The 13,346-nt window shown below is 68.6% G+C and carries 22 protein-coding genes; 19 read left to right on the forward strand and 3 right to left on the reverse strand.

What is annotated here, in order from left to right; translation table 11 throughout:
• Nucleotides 1-8: 8 nt before the first annotated feature.
• The gene (locus tag H6G99_RS09585) at nucleotides 9-1,382 is read left to right on the forward strand and encodes a flavin monoamine oxidase family protein (RefSeq protein ID WP_190611262.1); all 1,374 of its coding nucleotides are present in this window, start codon (nucleotides 9-11) and stop codon (nucleotides 1,380-1,382) included.
• Between the two features lie 34 nt (nucleotides 1,383-1,416).
• Entirely contained in the window at nucleotides 1,417-2,082 is a 666-nt protein-coding gene (locus H6G99_RS09590) for a DUF429 domain-containing protein (protein WP_233133796.1), read from the forward strand.
• Here H6G99_RS09590 and H6G99_RS09595 read toward each other — a convergent pair.
• Complete coding sequence (locus H6G99_RS09595) at nucleotides 2,076-3,545, reverse strand: MFS transporter (RefSeq protein ID WP_190611265.1); 1,470 nt, start codon at nucleotides 3,543-3,545, stop codon at nucleotides 2,076-2,078. The two genes, H6G99_RS09590 and H6G99_RS09595, sit on opposite strands and share 7 nt — an antisense overlap.
• Before the next feature lie 136 nt (nucleotides 3,546-3,681).
• On the opposite strand from H6G99_RS09595, the gene H6G99_RS09600 reads away from it, so the two are divergent.
• From H6G99_RS09600 to H6G99_RS09640, 9 genes are all read left to right on the forward strand, one after another.
• The gene (locus H6G99_RS09600) at nucleotides 3,682-3,909 is read left to right on the forward strand and encodes a type II toxin-antitoxin system Phd/YefM family antitoxin (RefSeq protein ID WP_199297102.1); all 228 of its coding nucleotides are present in this window, start codon (nucleotides 3,682-3,684) and stop codon (nucleotides 3,907-3,909) included.
• Nucleotides 3,906-4,316 carry a type II toxin-antitoxin system VapC family toxin gene (locus H6G99_RS09605; protein WP_190611268.1) on the forward strand — a complete coding sequence of 137 codons (411 nt, stop codon included), beginning with the start codon at nucleotides 3,906-3,908 and terminating at the stop codon, nucleotides 4,314-4,316. Before H6G99_RS09600 ends, H6G99_RS09605 begins: the two co-directional genes overlap by 4 nt.
• Before the next feature lie 134 nt (nucleotides 4,317-4,450).
• On the forward strand, nucleotides 4,451-4,663 hold the full coding sequence (locus H6G99_RS09610; RefSeq protein ID WP_353617219.1) for a tautomerase family protein: 213 nt from the start codon (nucleotides 4,451-4,453) through the stop codon (nucleotides 4,661-4,663).
• 49 nt (nucleotides 4,664-4,712) lie between these two features.
• Nucleotides 4,713-5,081, forward strand: a complete 369-nt coding sequence (locus H6G99_RS09615) for a hypothetical protein (protein WP_190611271.1) — start codon at nucleotides 4,713-4,715, stop codon at nucleotides 5,079-5,081.
• On the forward strand, nucleotides 5,078-5,482 hold the full coding sequence (locus tag H6G99_RS09620) for a GFA family protein (protein WP_190611273.1): 405 nt from the start codon (nucleotides 5,078-5,080) through the stop codon (nucleotides 5,480-5,482). Before H6G99_RS09615 ends, H6G99_RS09620 begins: the two co-directional genes overlap by 4 nt.
• 51 nt (nucleotides 5,483-5,533) lie before the next feature.
• A complete protein-coding gene (locus tag H6G99_RS09625; RefSeq protein ID WP_190611275.1) occupies nucleotides 5,534-5,956 on the forward strand; it encodes a nucleotidyltransferase substrate binding protein in 423 nt (140 codons plus the stop codon).
• The gene (locus H6G99_RS09630; RefSeq protein ID WP_190611276.1) at nucleotides 5,953-6,309 is read left to right on the forward strand and encodes a nucleotidyltransferase domain-containing protein; all 357 of its coding nucleotides are present in this window, start codon (nucleotides 5,953-5,955) and stop codon (nucleotides 6,307-6,309) included. The genes H6G99_RS09625 and H6G99_RS09630 overlap by 4 nt, the downstream gene beginning before the upstream one ends.
• A 54-nt stretch (nucleotides 6,310-6,363) precedes the next feature.
• On the forward strand, nucleotides 6,364-6,618 hold the full coding sequence (locus tag H6G99_RS09635) for a type II toxin-antitoxin system Phd/YefM family antitoxin (RefSeq protein WP_190611277.1): 255 nt from the start codon (nucleotides 6,364-6,366) through the stop codon (nucleotides 6,616-6,618).
• On the forward strand, nucleotides 6,618-7,010 hold the full coding sequence (locus tag H6G99_RS09640; protein ID WP_190611279.1) for a type II toxin-antitoxin system VapC family toxin: 393 nt from the start codon (nucleotides 6,618-6,620) through the stop codon (nucleotides 7,008-7,010). The genes H6G99_RS09635 and H6G99_RS09640 overlap by 1 nt, the downstream gene beginning before the upstream one ends.
• A gap of 25 nt (nucleotides 7,011-7,035) precedes the next feature.
• Here H6G99_RS09640 and H6G99_RS09645 read toward each other — a convergent pair whose 3' ends face one another.
• A complete protein-coding gene (locus H6G99_RS09645) occupies nucleotides 7,036-7,701 on the reverse strand; it encodes a TetR/AcrR family transcriptional regulator (RefSeq protein WP_190611280.1) in 666 nt (221 codons plus the stop codon).
• 61 nt (nucleotides 7,702-7,762) lie between these two features.
• Between H6G99_RS09645 and H6G99_RS09650 the strand changes: the two genes are divergently transcribed.
• From H6G99_RS09650 to H6G99_RS09670, 5 genes are read left to right on the forward strand one after another with little or no spacing between them, the layout of a single operon-like run.
• The gene (locus H6G99_RS09650; RefSeq protein ID WP_190611282.1) at nucleotides 7,763-8,821 is read left to right on the forward strand and encodes an HlyD family efflux transporter periplasmic adaptor subunit; all 1,059 of its coding nucleotides are present in this window, start codon (nucleotides 7,763-7,765) and stop codon (nucleotides 8,819-8,821) included.
• Nucleotides 8,818-9,966, forward strand: coding sequence for an ABC transporter permease DevC (gene devC, locus H6G99_RS09655; RefSeq protein WP_190611284.1), 1,149 nt, complete (start codon nucleotides 8,818-8,820; stop codon nucleotides 9,964-9,966). The genes H6G99_RS09650 and devC overlap by 4 nt, the downstream gene beginning before the upstream one ends.
• Nucleotides 9,967-9,980: 14 nt before the next feature.
• The gene (locus H6G99_RS09660; protein WP_190611286.1) at nucleotides 9,981-10,652 is read left to right on the forward strand and encodes an ATP-binding cassette domain-containing protein; all 672 of its coding nucleotides are present in this window, start codon (nucleotides 9,981-9,983) and stop codon (nucleotides 10,650-10,652) included.
• 33 nt (nucleotides 10,653-10,685) lie between these two features.
• On the forward strand, nucleotides 10,686-10,838 hold the full coding sequence (locus tag H6G99_RS16210; RefSeq protein WP_199297103.1) for a hypothetical protein: 153 nt from the start codon (nucleotides 10,686-10,688) through the stop codon (nucleotides 10,836-10,838).
• 17 nt (nucleotides 10,839-10,855) lie between these two features.
• Nucleotides 10,856-11,311: a GNAT family N-acetyltransferase gene (locus H6G99_RS09670; protein ID WP_190611288.1), complete on the forward strand. Its 456-nt coding sequence runs from the start codon at nucleotides 10,856-10,858 to the stop codon at nucleotides 11,309-11,311.
• 49 nt (nucleotides 11,312-11,360) lie between these two features.
• On the opposite strand, the gene H6G99_RS09675 is transcribed toward H6G99_RS09670, so the two are convergent.
• Complete coding sequence (locus tag H6G99_RS09675; RefSeq protein WP_190611290.1) at nucleotides 11,361-11,930, reverse strand: hypothetical protein; 570 nt, start codon at nucleotides 11,928-11,930, stop codon at nucleotides 11,361-11,363.
• A 40-nt stretch (nucleotides 11,931-11,970) separates the two neighbouring features.
• Here H6G99_RS09675 and H6G99_RS09680 point away from each other — a divergent pair, with 40 nt between their 5' ends.
• The 3 genes from H6G99_RS09680 to H6G99_RS09690 are packed head-to-tail and all read left to right on the forward strand — an operon-like array spanning nucleotide 11,971 to nucleotide 13,341.
• Entirely contained in the window at nucleotides 11,971-12,750 is a 780-nt protein-coding gene (locus tag H6G99_RS09680) for a CPBP family intramembrane glutamic endopeptidase (RefSeq protein WP_190611291.1), read from the forward strand.
• Nucleotides 12,751-12,772: 22 nt separating this feature from the next.
• Entirely contained in the window at nucleotides 12,773-13,012 is a 240-nt protein-coding gene (locus tag H6G99_RS09685) for an AbrB/MazE/SpoVT family DNA-binding domain-containing protein (protein ID WP_353617213.1), read from the forward strand.
• Nucleotides 13,000-13,341 carry a type II toxin-antitoxin system PemK/MazF family toxin gene (locus tag H6G99_RS09690; protein ID WP_190611294.1) on the forward strand — a complete coding sequence of 114 codons (342 nt, stop codon included), beginning with the start codon at nucleotides 13,000-13,002 and terminating at the stop codon, nucleotides 13,339-13,341. The genes H6G99_RS09685 and H6G99_RS09690 overlap by 13 nt, the downstream gene beginning before the upstream one ends.
• Nucleotides 13,342-13,346: the final 5 nt, after the last annotated feature.

Consider the following 13,346-nt stretch of genomic DNA (forward strand, 5'->3'; position numbering starts at 1 on the left):
CATCGATCATGGCAACACAAGCAACGTCAGATCAGCCGATCTTCGACACGATCATCGTTGGAGCAGGCCTTTCGGGGCTCTACGCAGCCCGTGTGCTGTCAAAGGCCGGGCAGCGGGTCGCCGTCCTGGAGGCACGCGATCGGGTCGGTGGGCTCACCTGCTCCCCATACAGCGAATACCTCGGCGAACACATCGACCTGGGCGGTGCCTGGCTCGCCGACAACCACACGCGCATGCATGAACTTGTGCGCGAATTCTCTGTGCCACTGATTCGCCAGTTCAAGACCGGGCAAGAGGTGGCGGTTGACGGAACGACAGCCCATGCCGGAGAGGTCGGCAGCTTTCCTGGTCGAGATGCGGCCCTGCCTGAACTCCAGGCCGCCATTGCCAGGCTGGAGGAGGCCCTCTCTGGCATCGACCTTGACGCGCCCTGGGACCACCCGATGGCCAAGGACTTTGATGCCATCACCTTTGCCACCTGGCTTCAGCAGAACGTGGAGACACCGGCCACGCGCGAGCTCCTGGCGATGAGCACGAATGCTTACTTCGGGGTGATGCCAGCGGAAGTCTCTTTCCTCGAAACCCTGCATCTGTTGAAAACGTGCGGGGACATCATCTTCATGGGGGATACCCTCACCGGTGGACAGGCCGCCCACATGATGGGCAGCCAGTTGATCTCCGAGGGGCTGGCCGCCAGCGTCAACGGGGTTGTTTCCCTCCGATCTCCTGTGCGCCGGATCATTCAGAACGATCAAGGTGTCGTCGTGGAGTGCCACGATTCCACCTGGCAGGGCAAGCGGTTGATCTGTGCACTGCCGCCGGTGATGATCAATCGGTTGGAGTTTGAGCCACCCCTACCCGCTTATCGGCGCGCCTTTCACCAACGCTGCCCCATCGGTCGCTACACCAAGGCCATCCTTGCCTACGAAACACCGTTCTGGCGTGAGCAAGGGCTGTCGGGTATCGCCACGAGCCTCGATAACGGCATGACGGGCATCTTTGACCTTGGCGATGGCGACGCCAGGCATGGGGCCATCTCGATTCTGTTTGGCGGTGAGCCGTCGCTTCGGCTTGAGGACTTGAGCGTGGAAGAACGCGACCGAATCATTCTCGATCAGGTGGCCTTTGCCCTGGGCGAGCAAGGACGCCATCCCGTCGAGATGGTGGTCCAGGAGTGGGTCAACGAACCTTGGTCGCAGGGCGGCGCCTGCTCCTACATGACGACCGGGACCCTCACGACGATCGGTGATCGCCTCTGGCAACCCTGCGGCCGGATCTTCTGGGCTGGCACCCATCTGGCCCGCGCCTGGAGGGGCTACATGGAAGGGGCCTGCGCGGCGGGCGAAGCAGCAGCGAATGCCGTGCTGGCAGCGTCGCCATGAAACGGATGATTCCCCGCCGCCCATCTCTCGCGTTGTGACCGGACCCCAAGCCTTTCTCGCCCCACCCGCCACCAGTGGCCCCCCATGCACGGCCGTTGGCATCGATGTCGGCGGCCCCCGCAAGGGCTTCCATGCCGTTGCCCTCAGCGGCGGCGCCTACGCCGCCCAGTTGGCCACGAGCGATGTGCAGGACCTCGCCCACTGGTGCCGCTCCGTGGTCCAGGCGAGCGTGATCGCCATCGACGCCCCCTGCCGCTGGAGCAGCGACGGCCGCGCCCGACCATGCGAACGGGAGCTGAGGCAGCAGGGGATCATCTGCTTCGCCTCCCCCACCCGCCAGGCCGCCGTGGCCCACCCCAACGGCTACTACAACTGGATGCTGCAGGGGGAGGCGCTGTATCAGGCCCTGGCGGCGTCCCATCCCCTGGTCGCTCGCCTGCCCATCAACGGGCCGGGCTGTTTTGAAACCTTCCCTCACGCCATCACCTGGCACCTGCGCGGCGGCCAGGCCCAGGCCTCCCAGAAGCGTGCGCAGCGCCGGGCGGTGCTGCAGCAGGCGGGCATCGACCTGGCACCCCTCACCAGCATCGACTGGATCGATGCCGCCCTCTGCGCCCTCACGGCCCACCATGCCGCCGTCGGTGGCGCCTGCGTGCACTACGGCGAACCGGAGACCGGCTGGATCGTGGTGCCTCACTGAGCCGCCGGGGCCTCGGCCCCGCGGCAAACGGAGATCAGCGCTCCCACCAGGCCGAGGGCGGCCGCCAGACGGAAGGCCAACTGCTGGGCGCCAAGAAAGGCCTCCAGCTGGGACCCGCCCAGCCGCGCTCCCACCTCCCCGGCCAGGGCGGCGTCGGCACCGGCGGCGCCAAGGCCGTGGGCGAGCAGGGAGGCCGCCAGCGCCGTGCCGATCGCCTGGCCGAAGTTGCGCGCTGTCGACAGGAACCCATTGGCCACGCTGAGGTGCTGCGGCGGCACGGTGTTGAGCGTGGCGCTGTTGTTGGGGGGATGGAACAGGCCGCCGCCCATGCCCAGCAGCACCAGCGGCCCGATGATGCTGGCGTCGGCAGCGTCCGGACCCAGCCAGGACAGGCCCACCAGGCCCGAACTGACGCAGAGCATGCCGGCGGTGCTCAGGGTCCGCGCCCCGGTCCGATCCCCCAGGCTGCTCACCGTCAGGCTCGTGGCGGTGAGCACCAGCGAGAGCGGCACGATCAGCACCCCCGACATCACCGGTGTGCGGCCCAGCACCAGCTGGGCGTACAAAGGCAGCAGGAAGTAGCAGGCCACCGCGGCCACGAAGTAGAAGGCGGCGGCCACCGAGCCGAAGCTGAAGGCCCGCGAGCGGAACAGGCTGAGCGTCAGCAATGGTTTGGGCAGGCGCTGCTCCACCCCCACGAACAGAGCCAGGGCCGCCGCGCCGCCCATCAGTAGCGCCAGGCTGGCCGGGCTCAGCCCCTCCTGGGAGAGCTGCTCGATCACCAGGAAGGGAGCGCTGGTGGCCACCACCGCCAGCAGGGCCCCCGTCCAGTCCATGGCGCTGCGGTCCTGGCTGCGGGGGCGGGCCTTGAGGATCCGGAGGCTGAGGATCAGTCCGGCCAGGCTCACCGCCAGGATCACCAGAAAAAGGGAGCGCCAGCCGAACTGGCCGATCAGCAGGCCGCCGAGCACCAGCCCCGTGACCTGGGCCAGCGCCAGGATCGAGGCATTGACGGCCATGGCCTTGCGTCGCTCCTGCTTCGGGAAGACGGCGGTGATCTCGGCCATCACGTTGGCCAGCACCAGGCCGCCGCCCACGCCCTGGAGAACGCGGAAGCCGATCAGGATCTCCACCGTCGGCGCCAGCGCGCACAGCACCGACGTGACGACGAGGACGCCCATGCCGATGACGACGATGCGCCGGCGTCCCCAGATATCGGCCAGGCGTCCGGCCGGCAGCAGGGTGACCGTCACGGTGAGCAGGTAGGCGACGATCACCCACTTGAGAACCGGCAGCCCGACGCCGAACTGACGCGCCATCGCCGGCAGGGCGAGGGTGACGATGAACCCGTCCATGTAGACAACGAAGTTGCCGCATTCCACGGCGGCCAGGGTCCACCAGCGGTCGGGATTGGCCGGCGGCGCTTCCCCCGGACGCTGGACGGCTGCGTTGCCCTGTTCCATGGCCGGCGTTGCCCTGATCTCCAGATGGTCTGCAGATACTGGCAGCGGTGCTGTTCTACCGACGTGGGTTTCGGCTGTGAGCAGGCAGAAGGACCTCAATCGAAATGTCCATTAAGATGCCCTAATGGACATTTCCGTGACCGAGTTCCGTGCCCAGTGCCTGGAGTTGATCCGGCAGGTGGAGTGTGGTGGCGAGGTGGTGGAGATCACCCGCCACGGCAAGTTGGTGGCACGCCTCATGCCGCCGACCGCGCGCTCCGCTCAGGGACCCCCGCCATGGACGACCCTGCGCGGTTCCGGTGTGCTCCACGCTGAGCCAGAGGAATCCGTGCTGGAGGCCCAGGCCTTCGATGCCCTGCGGTGAAGATTCTGCTTGACACCCATGTCTGGCTGTGGTGGCTGCTGGGTTCCGAGCGCCTCGTGGCCGGGGAACGGCGTTCGCTGGATCGAATGGCTGCCGCCGGCAGCACCCACCTCTCGGCCATGAGCCTCTGGGAGGCGCAGATGCTCTCCACCAAAGGACGGCTGACGCTGGATCGGCCGTTTCAGACCTGGTTGCAGGAGGCCGCTTCCCCTGCGGTAGTTCAGATCATGCCCCTTGACGTGGAGGTGGTCATCGCCCTCCATCAGATGCCGGATGGGTTCCATGGTGATCCTGCCGACAGGCTGATCGTGGCCACGGGTTTGGCCCATGGGTTGGTGCTCGCCACCCATGACCAGGCCATCCGCAACAGCGGAGTGATCCCGATCTGGAGGGGGGCCAGGACGTAGCCCAGTTTTTCCGGCATTGGCCGCTGCCGCAGGCCTGCTGGGCCTTCGCCAGCAGATCGCTCCGGGCCGCTGGGGCCTTGAATAGGCAGGAGGCCAAAGCACCGCCTATTCCAGGAGCCAGACCCTTGCCCTACGTGAACGTTCAGATCACCCGAGGTGCATCGCGGCAGCAGAAGGCCGAAATCGTCAGGGACATCACGGATTCACTCGTTCGTGTGCTCGGCAAGAAGCCCGAGCACACCCATATCGTCATCCAGGAGATCGACGACGAGAACTGGGGGTTCGCCGGGATGCTCACGGACGACTGGAAGGCGGCGCAGGCGGGGACATCGAGCTATGGGCAATAAACCTGCCACCGATTGGGAGGCGAGGTTCCAGGCCAGCCGGGAGCCCCAGATGAAGGTGCTGGAGAAATCGTTCGCGGGCATCCCCGCCGGTGCCCGGATGCTGGTCGTCACCCCTCGGATCGTCGATGCGGAGGTGTGCGAGATCGCGCCTGGGGCCGTGATGGCAGCGGCGACCCTGCGCCAGAGGCTGGCCGCGCGGCATGGAGCCGACTATTCCTGTCCGGTCACGACCGGGATCGCCCTGCGGGTCGTGGCCGAGCGCTCCTACCTCCGCCTGCAGGCCGGTGTGGACCCGGTCACGCCGTTCTGGCGCGCGCTTGACCCCGAGAGCGACCTGGCGGGCAAGCTGGCCTGTGGCCGGGAGTTCCTGCGGCGGATGCGGTCGGTAGAGGCGGCGCCCCCGCGCACTGGTCGATGAAACCCAGGATCTTCGAAGGCGGCTGCCTCTGTGGCGCCATCCGCTTCCGAGCCACCGGTGTCCCGCAGAGGCCCCACACCTGCTCCTGTGCCATCTGTCGCCGGCACTCAGGCGCGCTCACGCTCACCTGGGTGGAGTTCCCTGCAGCAAGCGTCGAGTGGATCGGTCCCGGCGGCAGGCCCGCCACATGGCGGTCCTCCGCCTTCTCCAGCCGGGCCTTCTGCAGCACCTGCGGCACCACGATCGGAGCCATCGACGACGGGCCGATCGTCGCCCTCGCCACCGGCGCCTTCGACAAGCCCCACCTCAAGGATCTGGCTCCGACGGCCCACTCCTACCTCTCGCGCAGGCCGCGGTGGTGGCATGTCGCTGCCGAGGCCAGGAGCCGCCGGGAGGACTGATGTCCGCGGCGGGGCAACGGACCGCTCGGGCCCCTTGCCTACCCTGAACCCATGGCAGATGCTGACATCCGCTGGCGCCAGCGGTTTGACAACTTCGAACGGGCCTTGCAGGTGCTGGCACGCGGTGTTGCGCTGGCGCAGCAGCGCCCGCTGAGCGAGCTGGAACAGCAGGGGCTGATTCAGGGATTCGAGTTCACCCATGAACTCGCCTGGAACCTGCTCAAGGACTATCTGCAATATCAGGGAATCGAAGGCATCATTGGATCGCGCGATGCCACGCGCCTGGCCTTCCAAAGTGGTCTTGTCGACGATGGGGAGGGCTGGATGGCGATGATCAAGGCCCGCAACCAGTCATCGCATACCTATAACCTTGAGCAGGCCAAGGCGATCGCCCACGACGTGATCGATCGCTTCGCTCCGCTGTTCGGCGCCCTGCGTGTGCGCTTCGCGGCACTCAGCGAATCCCGGCCATGATCAGCACGGCCCCGCTGGCGTCAGGTCAGGCCATCGGCCTACCGGATTCGGCCGTGGCGGCCATCCAGAGGGTGCTCGCCGGCTACCCCGAGGTGGAGGCTGCGATCCTCTACGGCTCCAGAGCCCTTGGCCGCCACCGCCCCGCCTCCGATATCGATCTCACCCTGACGGGTCACGTCATCCGCAACGCCACCCTGGCCCGCATTGATGCCCATCTCGATGATCTGCTCCTGCCCTGGGTGATCGATCTCTCCGCACTCTCCGCCATCAGCCATCCCGCCCTTCTGGACCACATCCAACGTGCCGGCGTGCTGCTGTACCGACGCTCGGATCCGCCAGCCGTCCCTGCCTGACCGTCCGGGTGGCTACTTCTGGTCTAGTCTGGTCTGGTTGAGGTGCCCGTCGCCATGGTGTCCCGTCCCAGCCGGGTGGTGAACATGCTTGAAGCGAAGACCCACCTCTCACGCCTGGTGGAAGCGATCGAAACCGGCGTCGAGGCCGAGGTGGTGATCGCTCGCAACGGCCGGCCCGTGGCACGGCTCACCAGCCTGCAGCCGCCCGAACGACCCCGCCGGCTCGGCATCGCCCGCGGCCAGTTCGTGGTGCCCGAGTCGATCGATGCGGCCAATCCCCTGATCGCCGATCTGTTCGAGCAGGGCTGATGCGGCTGCTGCTCGACACCCACACCTTTCTCTGGGCCATCACCGATGACCCGAAGCTGGGGCCCCTCAGCCGTGAGCTGATCACCAACCGGGCCAGCGCGGTGGTTCTCAGCCATGTGTCGCTCTGGGAGATCGCCATCAAGCACACCCTCGCCCGCGGCGACATGCCCCTGTCGGCCGGCGAGGCCATCGCCTGGGCGGAGCCATCCGGCTTCGTGTTCCTCCCCATCGACCTTCCCCATCTGCTGGCGCTTGAGCAGCTGCCCCTGCATCACCGCGATCCCTTCGATCGCCTGCTCGTCGCCCAGGCCATCAGCGGCCCCTTCACCCTGCTCAGTGCCGACGCGGCGTTCGCCGCCTATGGCTGCCCGCTGCAGGACGCCCGCGCCTGAAGTCGCCTCCGCCAGAGCCCCCGAATCAGCCCGGAGTCCCCGGCGGCGCGCTCACCAATCGCACCAGCAGCTCGGCGTACGCCTCCCGGTCCACCGGGGCCACCTCGCGGCCGTGCAGCAGGTCCTGCATCAGGATCAGGTGCACCAGGGCGCCCATGAACAGCCGCGCCCGCAGCTCCGCCTCCGCTTCTCCGGCGATGGCCTCGAACAGCGCCGTCACCCGGCCCACGCCGGTGAGCTCCAGCTGGGCCAGGAAGGTCTTGGCCAGTTCGGGGAACCGCTCCGACTCGGCGATCACCAGCCGCAGAAAGTCCAGGAACTGGGGCTGGCTGTGGCGGCACTCCAGGCAGCGGGCCGCCAGTTCCCGCAGGGCCGCGGCGGGCTCGGCCGGCAGGGCCTGCTGGGCTGAGGCGCCGAACAGTTCGCTGAGGCGCTCGCCCACCATCGCCTCGGTGAGGGCGCGGAACAGGGCCTGCTTGTCGGCGAAGTGGCCGTACACGGTGGCCTTCGAGACGCCCGCCGCCGCGGCGACGCGGTCCATTGAGCTGGCGGCGTAGCCGTGCTGCAGAAATTCGCGCCGGGCGCCGTCGAGAACGGCCTGACGCTTGTGCTGGCTGCGCCGCTCGCGGGCGCTGGGGCCGGAGGTGTTCCTGGGGACGGCAGCGTCACCACCGGCATCGGCTGGGGGCATGGCGCGTCCTGCTCAAAAAACTGAACTGAACCGTATAGTAACTGCAGATGGGAGGGGCGCGATGGTGGGGCGGCGGACGCAGCTGGGGCTGGTGGCGGCGGGCGGGGCCGTGGTGCTGGCCCTGGGCGTCGGCCTGCTGCGCCGCGCCACGCCGCCGCCGCCGCCGCCGGTGGTCGAGCGGCCGATCCGCACCGTCACCGCCCTGGGCCGGCTGGAGCCGGTCAGCGCCCTGCGCACGATCGCGGCGCCGCTCTCGGGCGCCGGCCAGCCCACCCTGCAGGCCCTGCTGGTCGACCGCGGCGATGCGGTGCAGGCCGGCCAGCTGCTGGCCCTGCTCGACAACCAGCCCCAGCTGGAGGCCGCCGTGGCGGCGGCCCGGGCCGAGGTGAACCTGGCCCGTTCCCGGCTGGCGATCGCCCGCGCCGATGCCGGCAGCGGCGAGGACGGCCAGCGGGCCAAGGTGCGCTCCCTGGAGGCCCAGCGGCGCACGGCCGCCACCGAGGCCGCCCGCTACCAGAGCCTGTTCACCAGCGGTGCCGTCTCGGCCGAAGAGCGCGACAACCGCCGCCTCAGCCTCGACACCATCACAGCCTCGCTGCAGGAGGCCCGGGTGCTGCTGGCGCGGCAGCAGGCGCGCAGCAGCGCCGGCGACGGCGGCGTGGATCTGGATGTGGAGGCCTCCCGGCGCGTGCTGGAGCAGGCCCAGGCCAACCTGCAGCGCGCCATCGCCGCCCGCGACGACAACCTGATCCGGGCGCCGATCGCGGGCACCGTGCTGCAGGTGTTCGCCCGGGCGGGCGAGGCCCCCGGGGCGGCGGGAATCCTGCAGCTGGGCCAGACCGGCCGGATGCAGGCGGTGGTGGAGGTGTACGAGAGCGATCTGCCGCGGGTGCGGCGGGGGCAGCCGGTGCGGATCACCAGCCCGGCCCTGACCCAGCCGCTGCAGGGTCGGGTGGAGCAGATCGGCGCGATCGTGCTGCGCCAGAACCTGATCAACACCGATCCGAGCGCCAACACCGACAACCGGGTGGTGGAGGTGCGCGCCCCGCTGACGCCGGAGAGCAGCCGGCGGGCGGCGGGGTTCACCAACCTGCAGGTGCGGGTGGTGATCGGGCCATGAGAACTCCGCTCGGCTGGCTGCAGCTCCGCCACGACCGCGGCCGCTTCCTGGTGGCCCTCGCCGGCATCGCCTTCGCCGATCTGCTGATGTTCATGCAGCTGGGCTTCCAGGCGGCCCTCTACGACAGCAATACCCGCCTGGATCGCGCCTTCCGGGGCGATGTGGTGCTGATCAGCCCGAAGGCGCTGAACCTGCAGAACCTCTCCACCTTCCCGCGCCGCCGGCTGTTGCAGGCCCTGGATGTGCCCGGTGTGGTGGAGGCCCAGGGGCTCTACATCCGCACGGTGAACTGGCGCAATCCCCAGACCCTGCAGAGCGCCACGGTGCAGGTGCTGGGCTTCGATCCGGATGCCGATGTGCTGCGATTGCCGGAGGTGCGGGCCCAGGCCGATCGCCTCAAGCTGCCTGACACGGTGCTGTTCGACCGGGGTGCCCGGGGCCGCTATGGCGAGGTGATCGCCCGGCTCGATCGCGGCGAGCCCGTGACCAGCGAGATCGAGCGGCGCACCATCGCCGTGGGCGGCCTGTTCCGGCTGGGGGCCTCCTTCGGGGCGGATGCCACCCTGATGGCCAGCGACCAGACGTTCCTGCGGATGTTCCCGCGGGCGAAGGCCGGCAGCATCAGCGTCGGGCTGCTCACCCTGGCGCCGGGCGAACCGGTGGCACCGGTGGTGCGGGCGCTGCGGCGCCACCTGCCGGACGATGTGCAGGTGCTCAGCCACGCCGACTACGTGCAGTTCGAGGAGAACTACTGGCGGGTGGCCAGCCCGGTGGGTTTCATCTTCGGGCTGGGCACGGCGATGGCCTTCGTGGTGGGGGTGGTGATCGTCTACCAGGTGCTCTCCACCGATGTGAACACTCACCTGCAGGAGTACGCCACCTTCAAGGCGATGGGCTTCCGCCAGCGCTACCTGCTGCTGGTGGTGGTGGAGCAGGCCCTGATCCTGGCGGCGCTGGGCTTCATCCCCGGCGTGCTGATGCCGGTGTGGCTGTATGCGGTGGCGGCGAAGGCCACCAGCCTGCCGATCGCCATGACTCTGGGGCGGGCGAGCACGGTGTTCGTGCTGACGCTGGTGATGTGCCTGGCCTCGGGGGCGATTGCCACCCGGCGGCTGCAGGCGGCCGATCCGGCCGAGCTCTTCTGATGGGGACCGCCGCCATGGCCAGCGCGATCGTGATCGAGGGGCTCAACCACCACTTCGGCCGGGGCGCGGTGCGGCGTCAGGTGCTGTTCGATGTGGCCCTGGAGGTGGCCGCCGGCGAGATCGTGCTGCTCACCGGCCCCTCCGGCTCCGGCAAGACCACCCTGCTGACCCTGATCGGCGGCCTGCGGGCGGCCCAGGGGGGCCGGCTCCGGGTGCTGGGGCGGGAGCTGGTGGGGGCCTCGCCGCTGCAGCTCACCCTGGCCCGCCGCGAGCACGGCTACATCTTCCAGGCCCATAACCTGCACCGCAGTCTCACCGCCACCCAGAACGTGCGCATGGCGCTGGAGATGCGCGGCACCCTCAGCGACGCCGAGATGGACCGGCGCGCGCGGCGGATCCTCGAGAGCGTGGGGCTGGGGGATCACCTGGATGTCAAGCCGGACCAGCTCTCGGGCGGACAGAAGCAGCGGGTGGCGGTGGCGCGAGCCCTGGTGGGGGAGCCGCCGCTGCTGCTGGCCGATGAACCCACCGCCGCCCTCGACAGCCACTCCGGCCGCGAGGTGGTGCTGCTGATGCAGCGGCTGGCCCGGGAGCAGGGCTGCACGATCCTGCTGGTGACCCACGACAGCCGCATCCTCGACATCGCCGACCGCACCCTGTCGCTGGAGGATGGCCGGCTCTGCTGATGGGGCGGTATGTGAACGCTGAACTGCCGCCAGTTGGACGCGGCGTTTCACCAGGCCTCGCCGTTGGAGCTCTGCCGCGTGGCCAGAGAGGTCAGGGTGCTTTCTTTGCTGGAGTTGGGCTGGGCGACGTCACCCCATCGCGCCGCAGCGGTGGAGATGCTGCGCATTCAGCGCGATGATGGCTGATAGCCACGCGTTGTTACTTGCCCCCCGTTGTTGTCCGTCAAGCCGGTCCATCCGATCTCGATGTGATCGTTCCGCTGTTCGACGGTTATCGCCAGTTCTATGGCCAGCCGTCCGAACCGGATCGCGTCCGCGCGTTCCTGAAGGAGCGGCTGGCCCAGGGCGACTCGGTGCTGCTGATGGCCGAAGCCGATGGGCTGGTGCTTGGTTTCACCCAGCTCTATCCGTCGTTCTCCTCGGTGTCGATGGCGCCGATCTTCATCCTCAACGACCTGTTCGTGGTGCCCGAGACCAGGCGCTCGGGGGTGGCCCGCCTCCTTCTTGATGCCGCCGTACGCCACGGCCGCGAGGCTGGCGCCATCCGCCTCTCCCTCTCCACGGCCCACACCAACACCGCCGCGCAGGCGCTGTACACCTCAGCCGGCTGGAAGCGCGATGCGGTGTTCTGCGTCTACCACTACGGCCTTTCCCGTTGATCGGGAACGGCAAGTCCGTCGCAACTGACCACCGCCCACCCAGGTCCCATTAGAGGCCCTGTTCCCGGAAGAAGCGCTGCATGGCGTCCTCGGCCTGGGTCACCTGGGCGGGGGTGCAGGCGGAGGTCTTGCTGAACTGTTTCCCGGCCTTGTTGAAGTTGACCCGGCAGGCGCCCTCGAACTTCACCTGGCGGATGCCCAGCAGCAGCTGCACGATTTCCGGCGGTTTCGCCGCGGGCGGGGTGGGTGTGGTGCTGCTGGCTTCCTTGCCGTAGGGGGCGGGATCCCAGAAGACGAAGATCGATTGCTTCTCCAGTCGGTACACCTGGCCGCGGTTGGCGTCCAGGATCTCCCGCCTGGCCGGTTCACCGCGCCCATCGAAGTAGGCGTTGGGGGTGCTCTCGTTGGGCTTGAGCTCGATCCTCTGGCCGCCCTTGAGCTCGATGCTGACGAATCCCTGCCGCTGCGAGAAGGTGCACAGCCCGGAGGACGTGGCCTTGTCGTCTCCGGCGGGGAAAACATCGCAGCGGGCCTGCACGGTATCGGCCAGCGCCGGCGCCGCCACCACCACGGACGCCAGGCCCAGCAGGGAGGCGGCAAGGATCGGGAGACGTCGCATCGGCAGAATCGGTGCTGCTCCGAATGTACCCATGGCCGCGATGGGCGTCCGTCCGACGATCCGCCTGGGGATCGCGCTCTGGCTCGCCTACAGCGCCCTGGCCGGAGTGCTGCAGTTCCGCACCGGCATTCCCTACACGGACTGGTTCAAGACGGCCGGCAATGCCTTCGCCACGGCGGTTGTTCCCCTCAGCCTCGGCGGCCTGGCGCTTCTGGCCTTCACCCACTGGTGCCGTTGGGACCATGTCTGGCGGGATCCCGTGCGACTGCGCTGCACCGGCCTGATGAAGCTGTCGATGCTGGCCTGGATGGCGATGATCGCCTTCCGCCTGGTGGGCATCCAGTGGAGCGCGGTGCCGCCGGCCCTGCTCCTGGCCATCCTCGCCGCCGGCATCGGCGTCGGCTTCGCCGAGGAGTTGCTGTTCCGCGGCCTGTTCCTGCGCTGCCTGCGCCAGGGGGGCCGCTCGGAAGCCAGCGCCGCGATCTGGACGGGCATCTGCTTCGGGCTGTTCCACCTCCCCAACATGGCCATGGGCATGGGCTGGATCGGGGCGATCCAGGTGGTGCTGGCGGCCCTGAGCGGCATCCTCCTGTATGTCTTCCGCCGCTACACGGGCCTCATCTGGCCGGCGATGGTGGCCCATGGCCTGTGGGACATCTCGACGTTCCTGGCCGGTGGCTATGCCTACCCGTGGCTCTCGATGGCCTCGGTGGTTGCGCAGGGGGTGTTCGTGGTGCTCGGCCTGCTCGTCTACGTGGGTCTCTACAGAAGCGACCGGGACACGGTGGTGATTCCTGCTCTTGAAGTGGCTACAATGTGACTACATGGTTGGGGCCGGGCGTGTGAGGGCCAAGCTGGTCAGGATCGGCAATTCACGCGGTCTTCGCCTGGCCAAGCCGCTGCTCGAGGAAGCCGGCCTCACCGATGAGGTGGACATCCACGCCGCCCCTGGTGTGCTGACCATCACGCCTGTGGCGGCGCCGCGGGCCGGTTGGGCCGAGGCAGCAGCTGCCGTGGCGCCAGAGGGTCTGCTTGATGCGGCGACTCCCACCCGCTTCGACGATGGGGAATGGGAGTGGTGACGGACGTCGCCGTCTGCCGCGGGGACATCTTTCTGGTGGCATTGAATCCCACCCGCGGCCAGGAGATCCGCAAGACCCGGCCCTGCGTGGTCGTGTCGCCCGATGAACTCAACGCCCACATGGGCACGTTCATCGTGGCGCCGTTGACGACCGGTGCTCACCCCTACCCCTTCCGCGTTCCTTGTTCGTTCCAGGGCAAAGAGGGCCACGTCGTGCCTGACCAGCTGCGCACGGTTGATCGAGAACGGCTGGTGAAGCGGCTGGGCACCCTGCCGAACGACACCCTGCTCCAGCTGCTGACCATCCTGCAGGAGATGTTTGCGGTCTGATGGCC

It is taken from the genome of Synechococcus sp. FACHB-909 (genome assembly GCF_014698945.1).
Taxonomy (GTDB): domain Bacteria; phylum Cyanobacteriota; class Cyanobacteriia; order PCC-6307; family Cyanobiaceae; genus Cyanobium.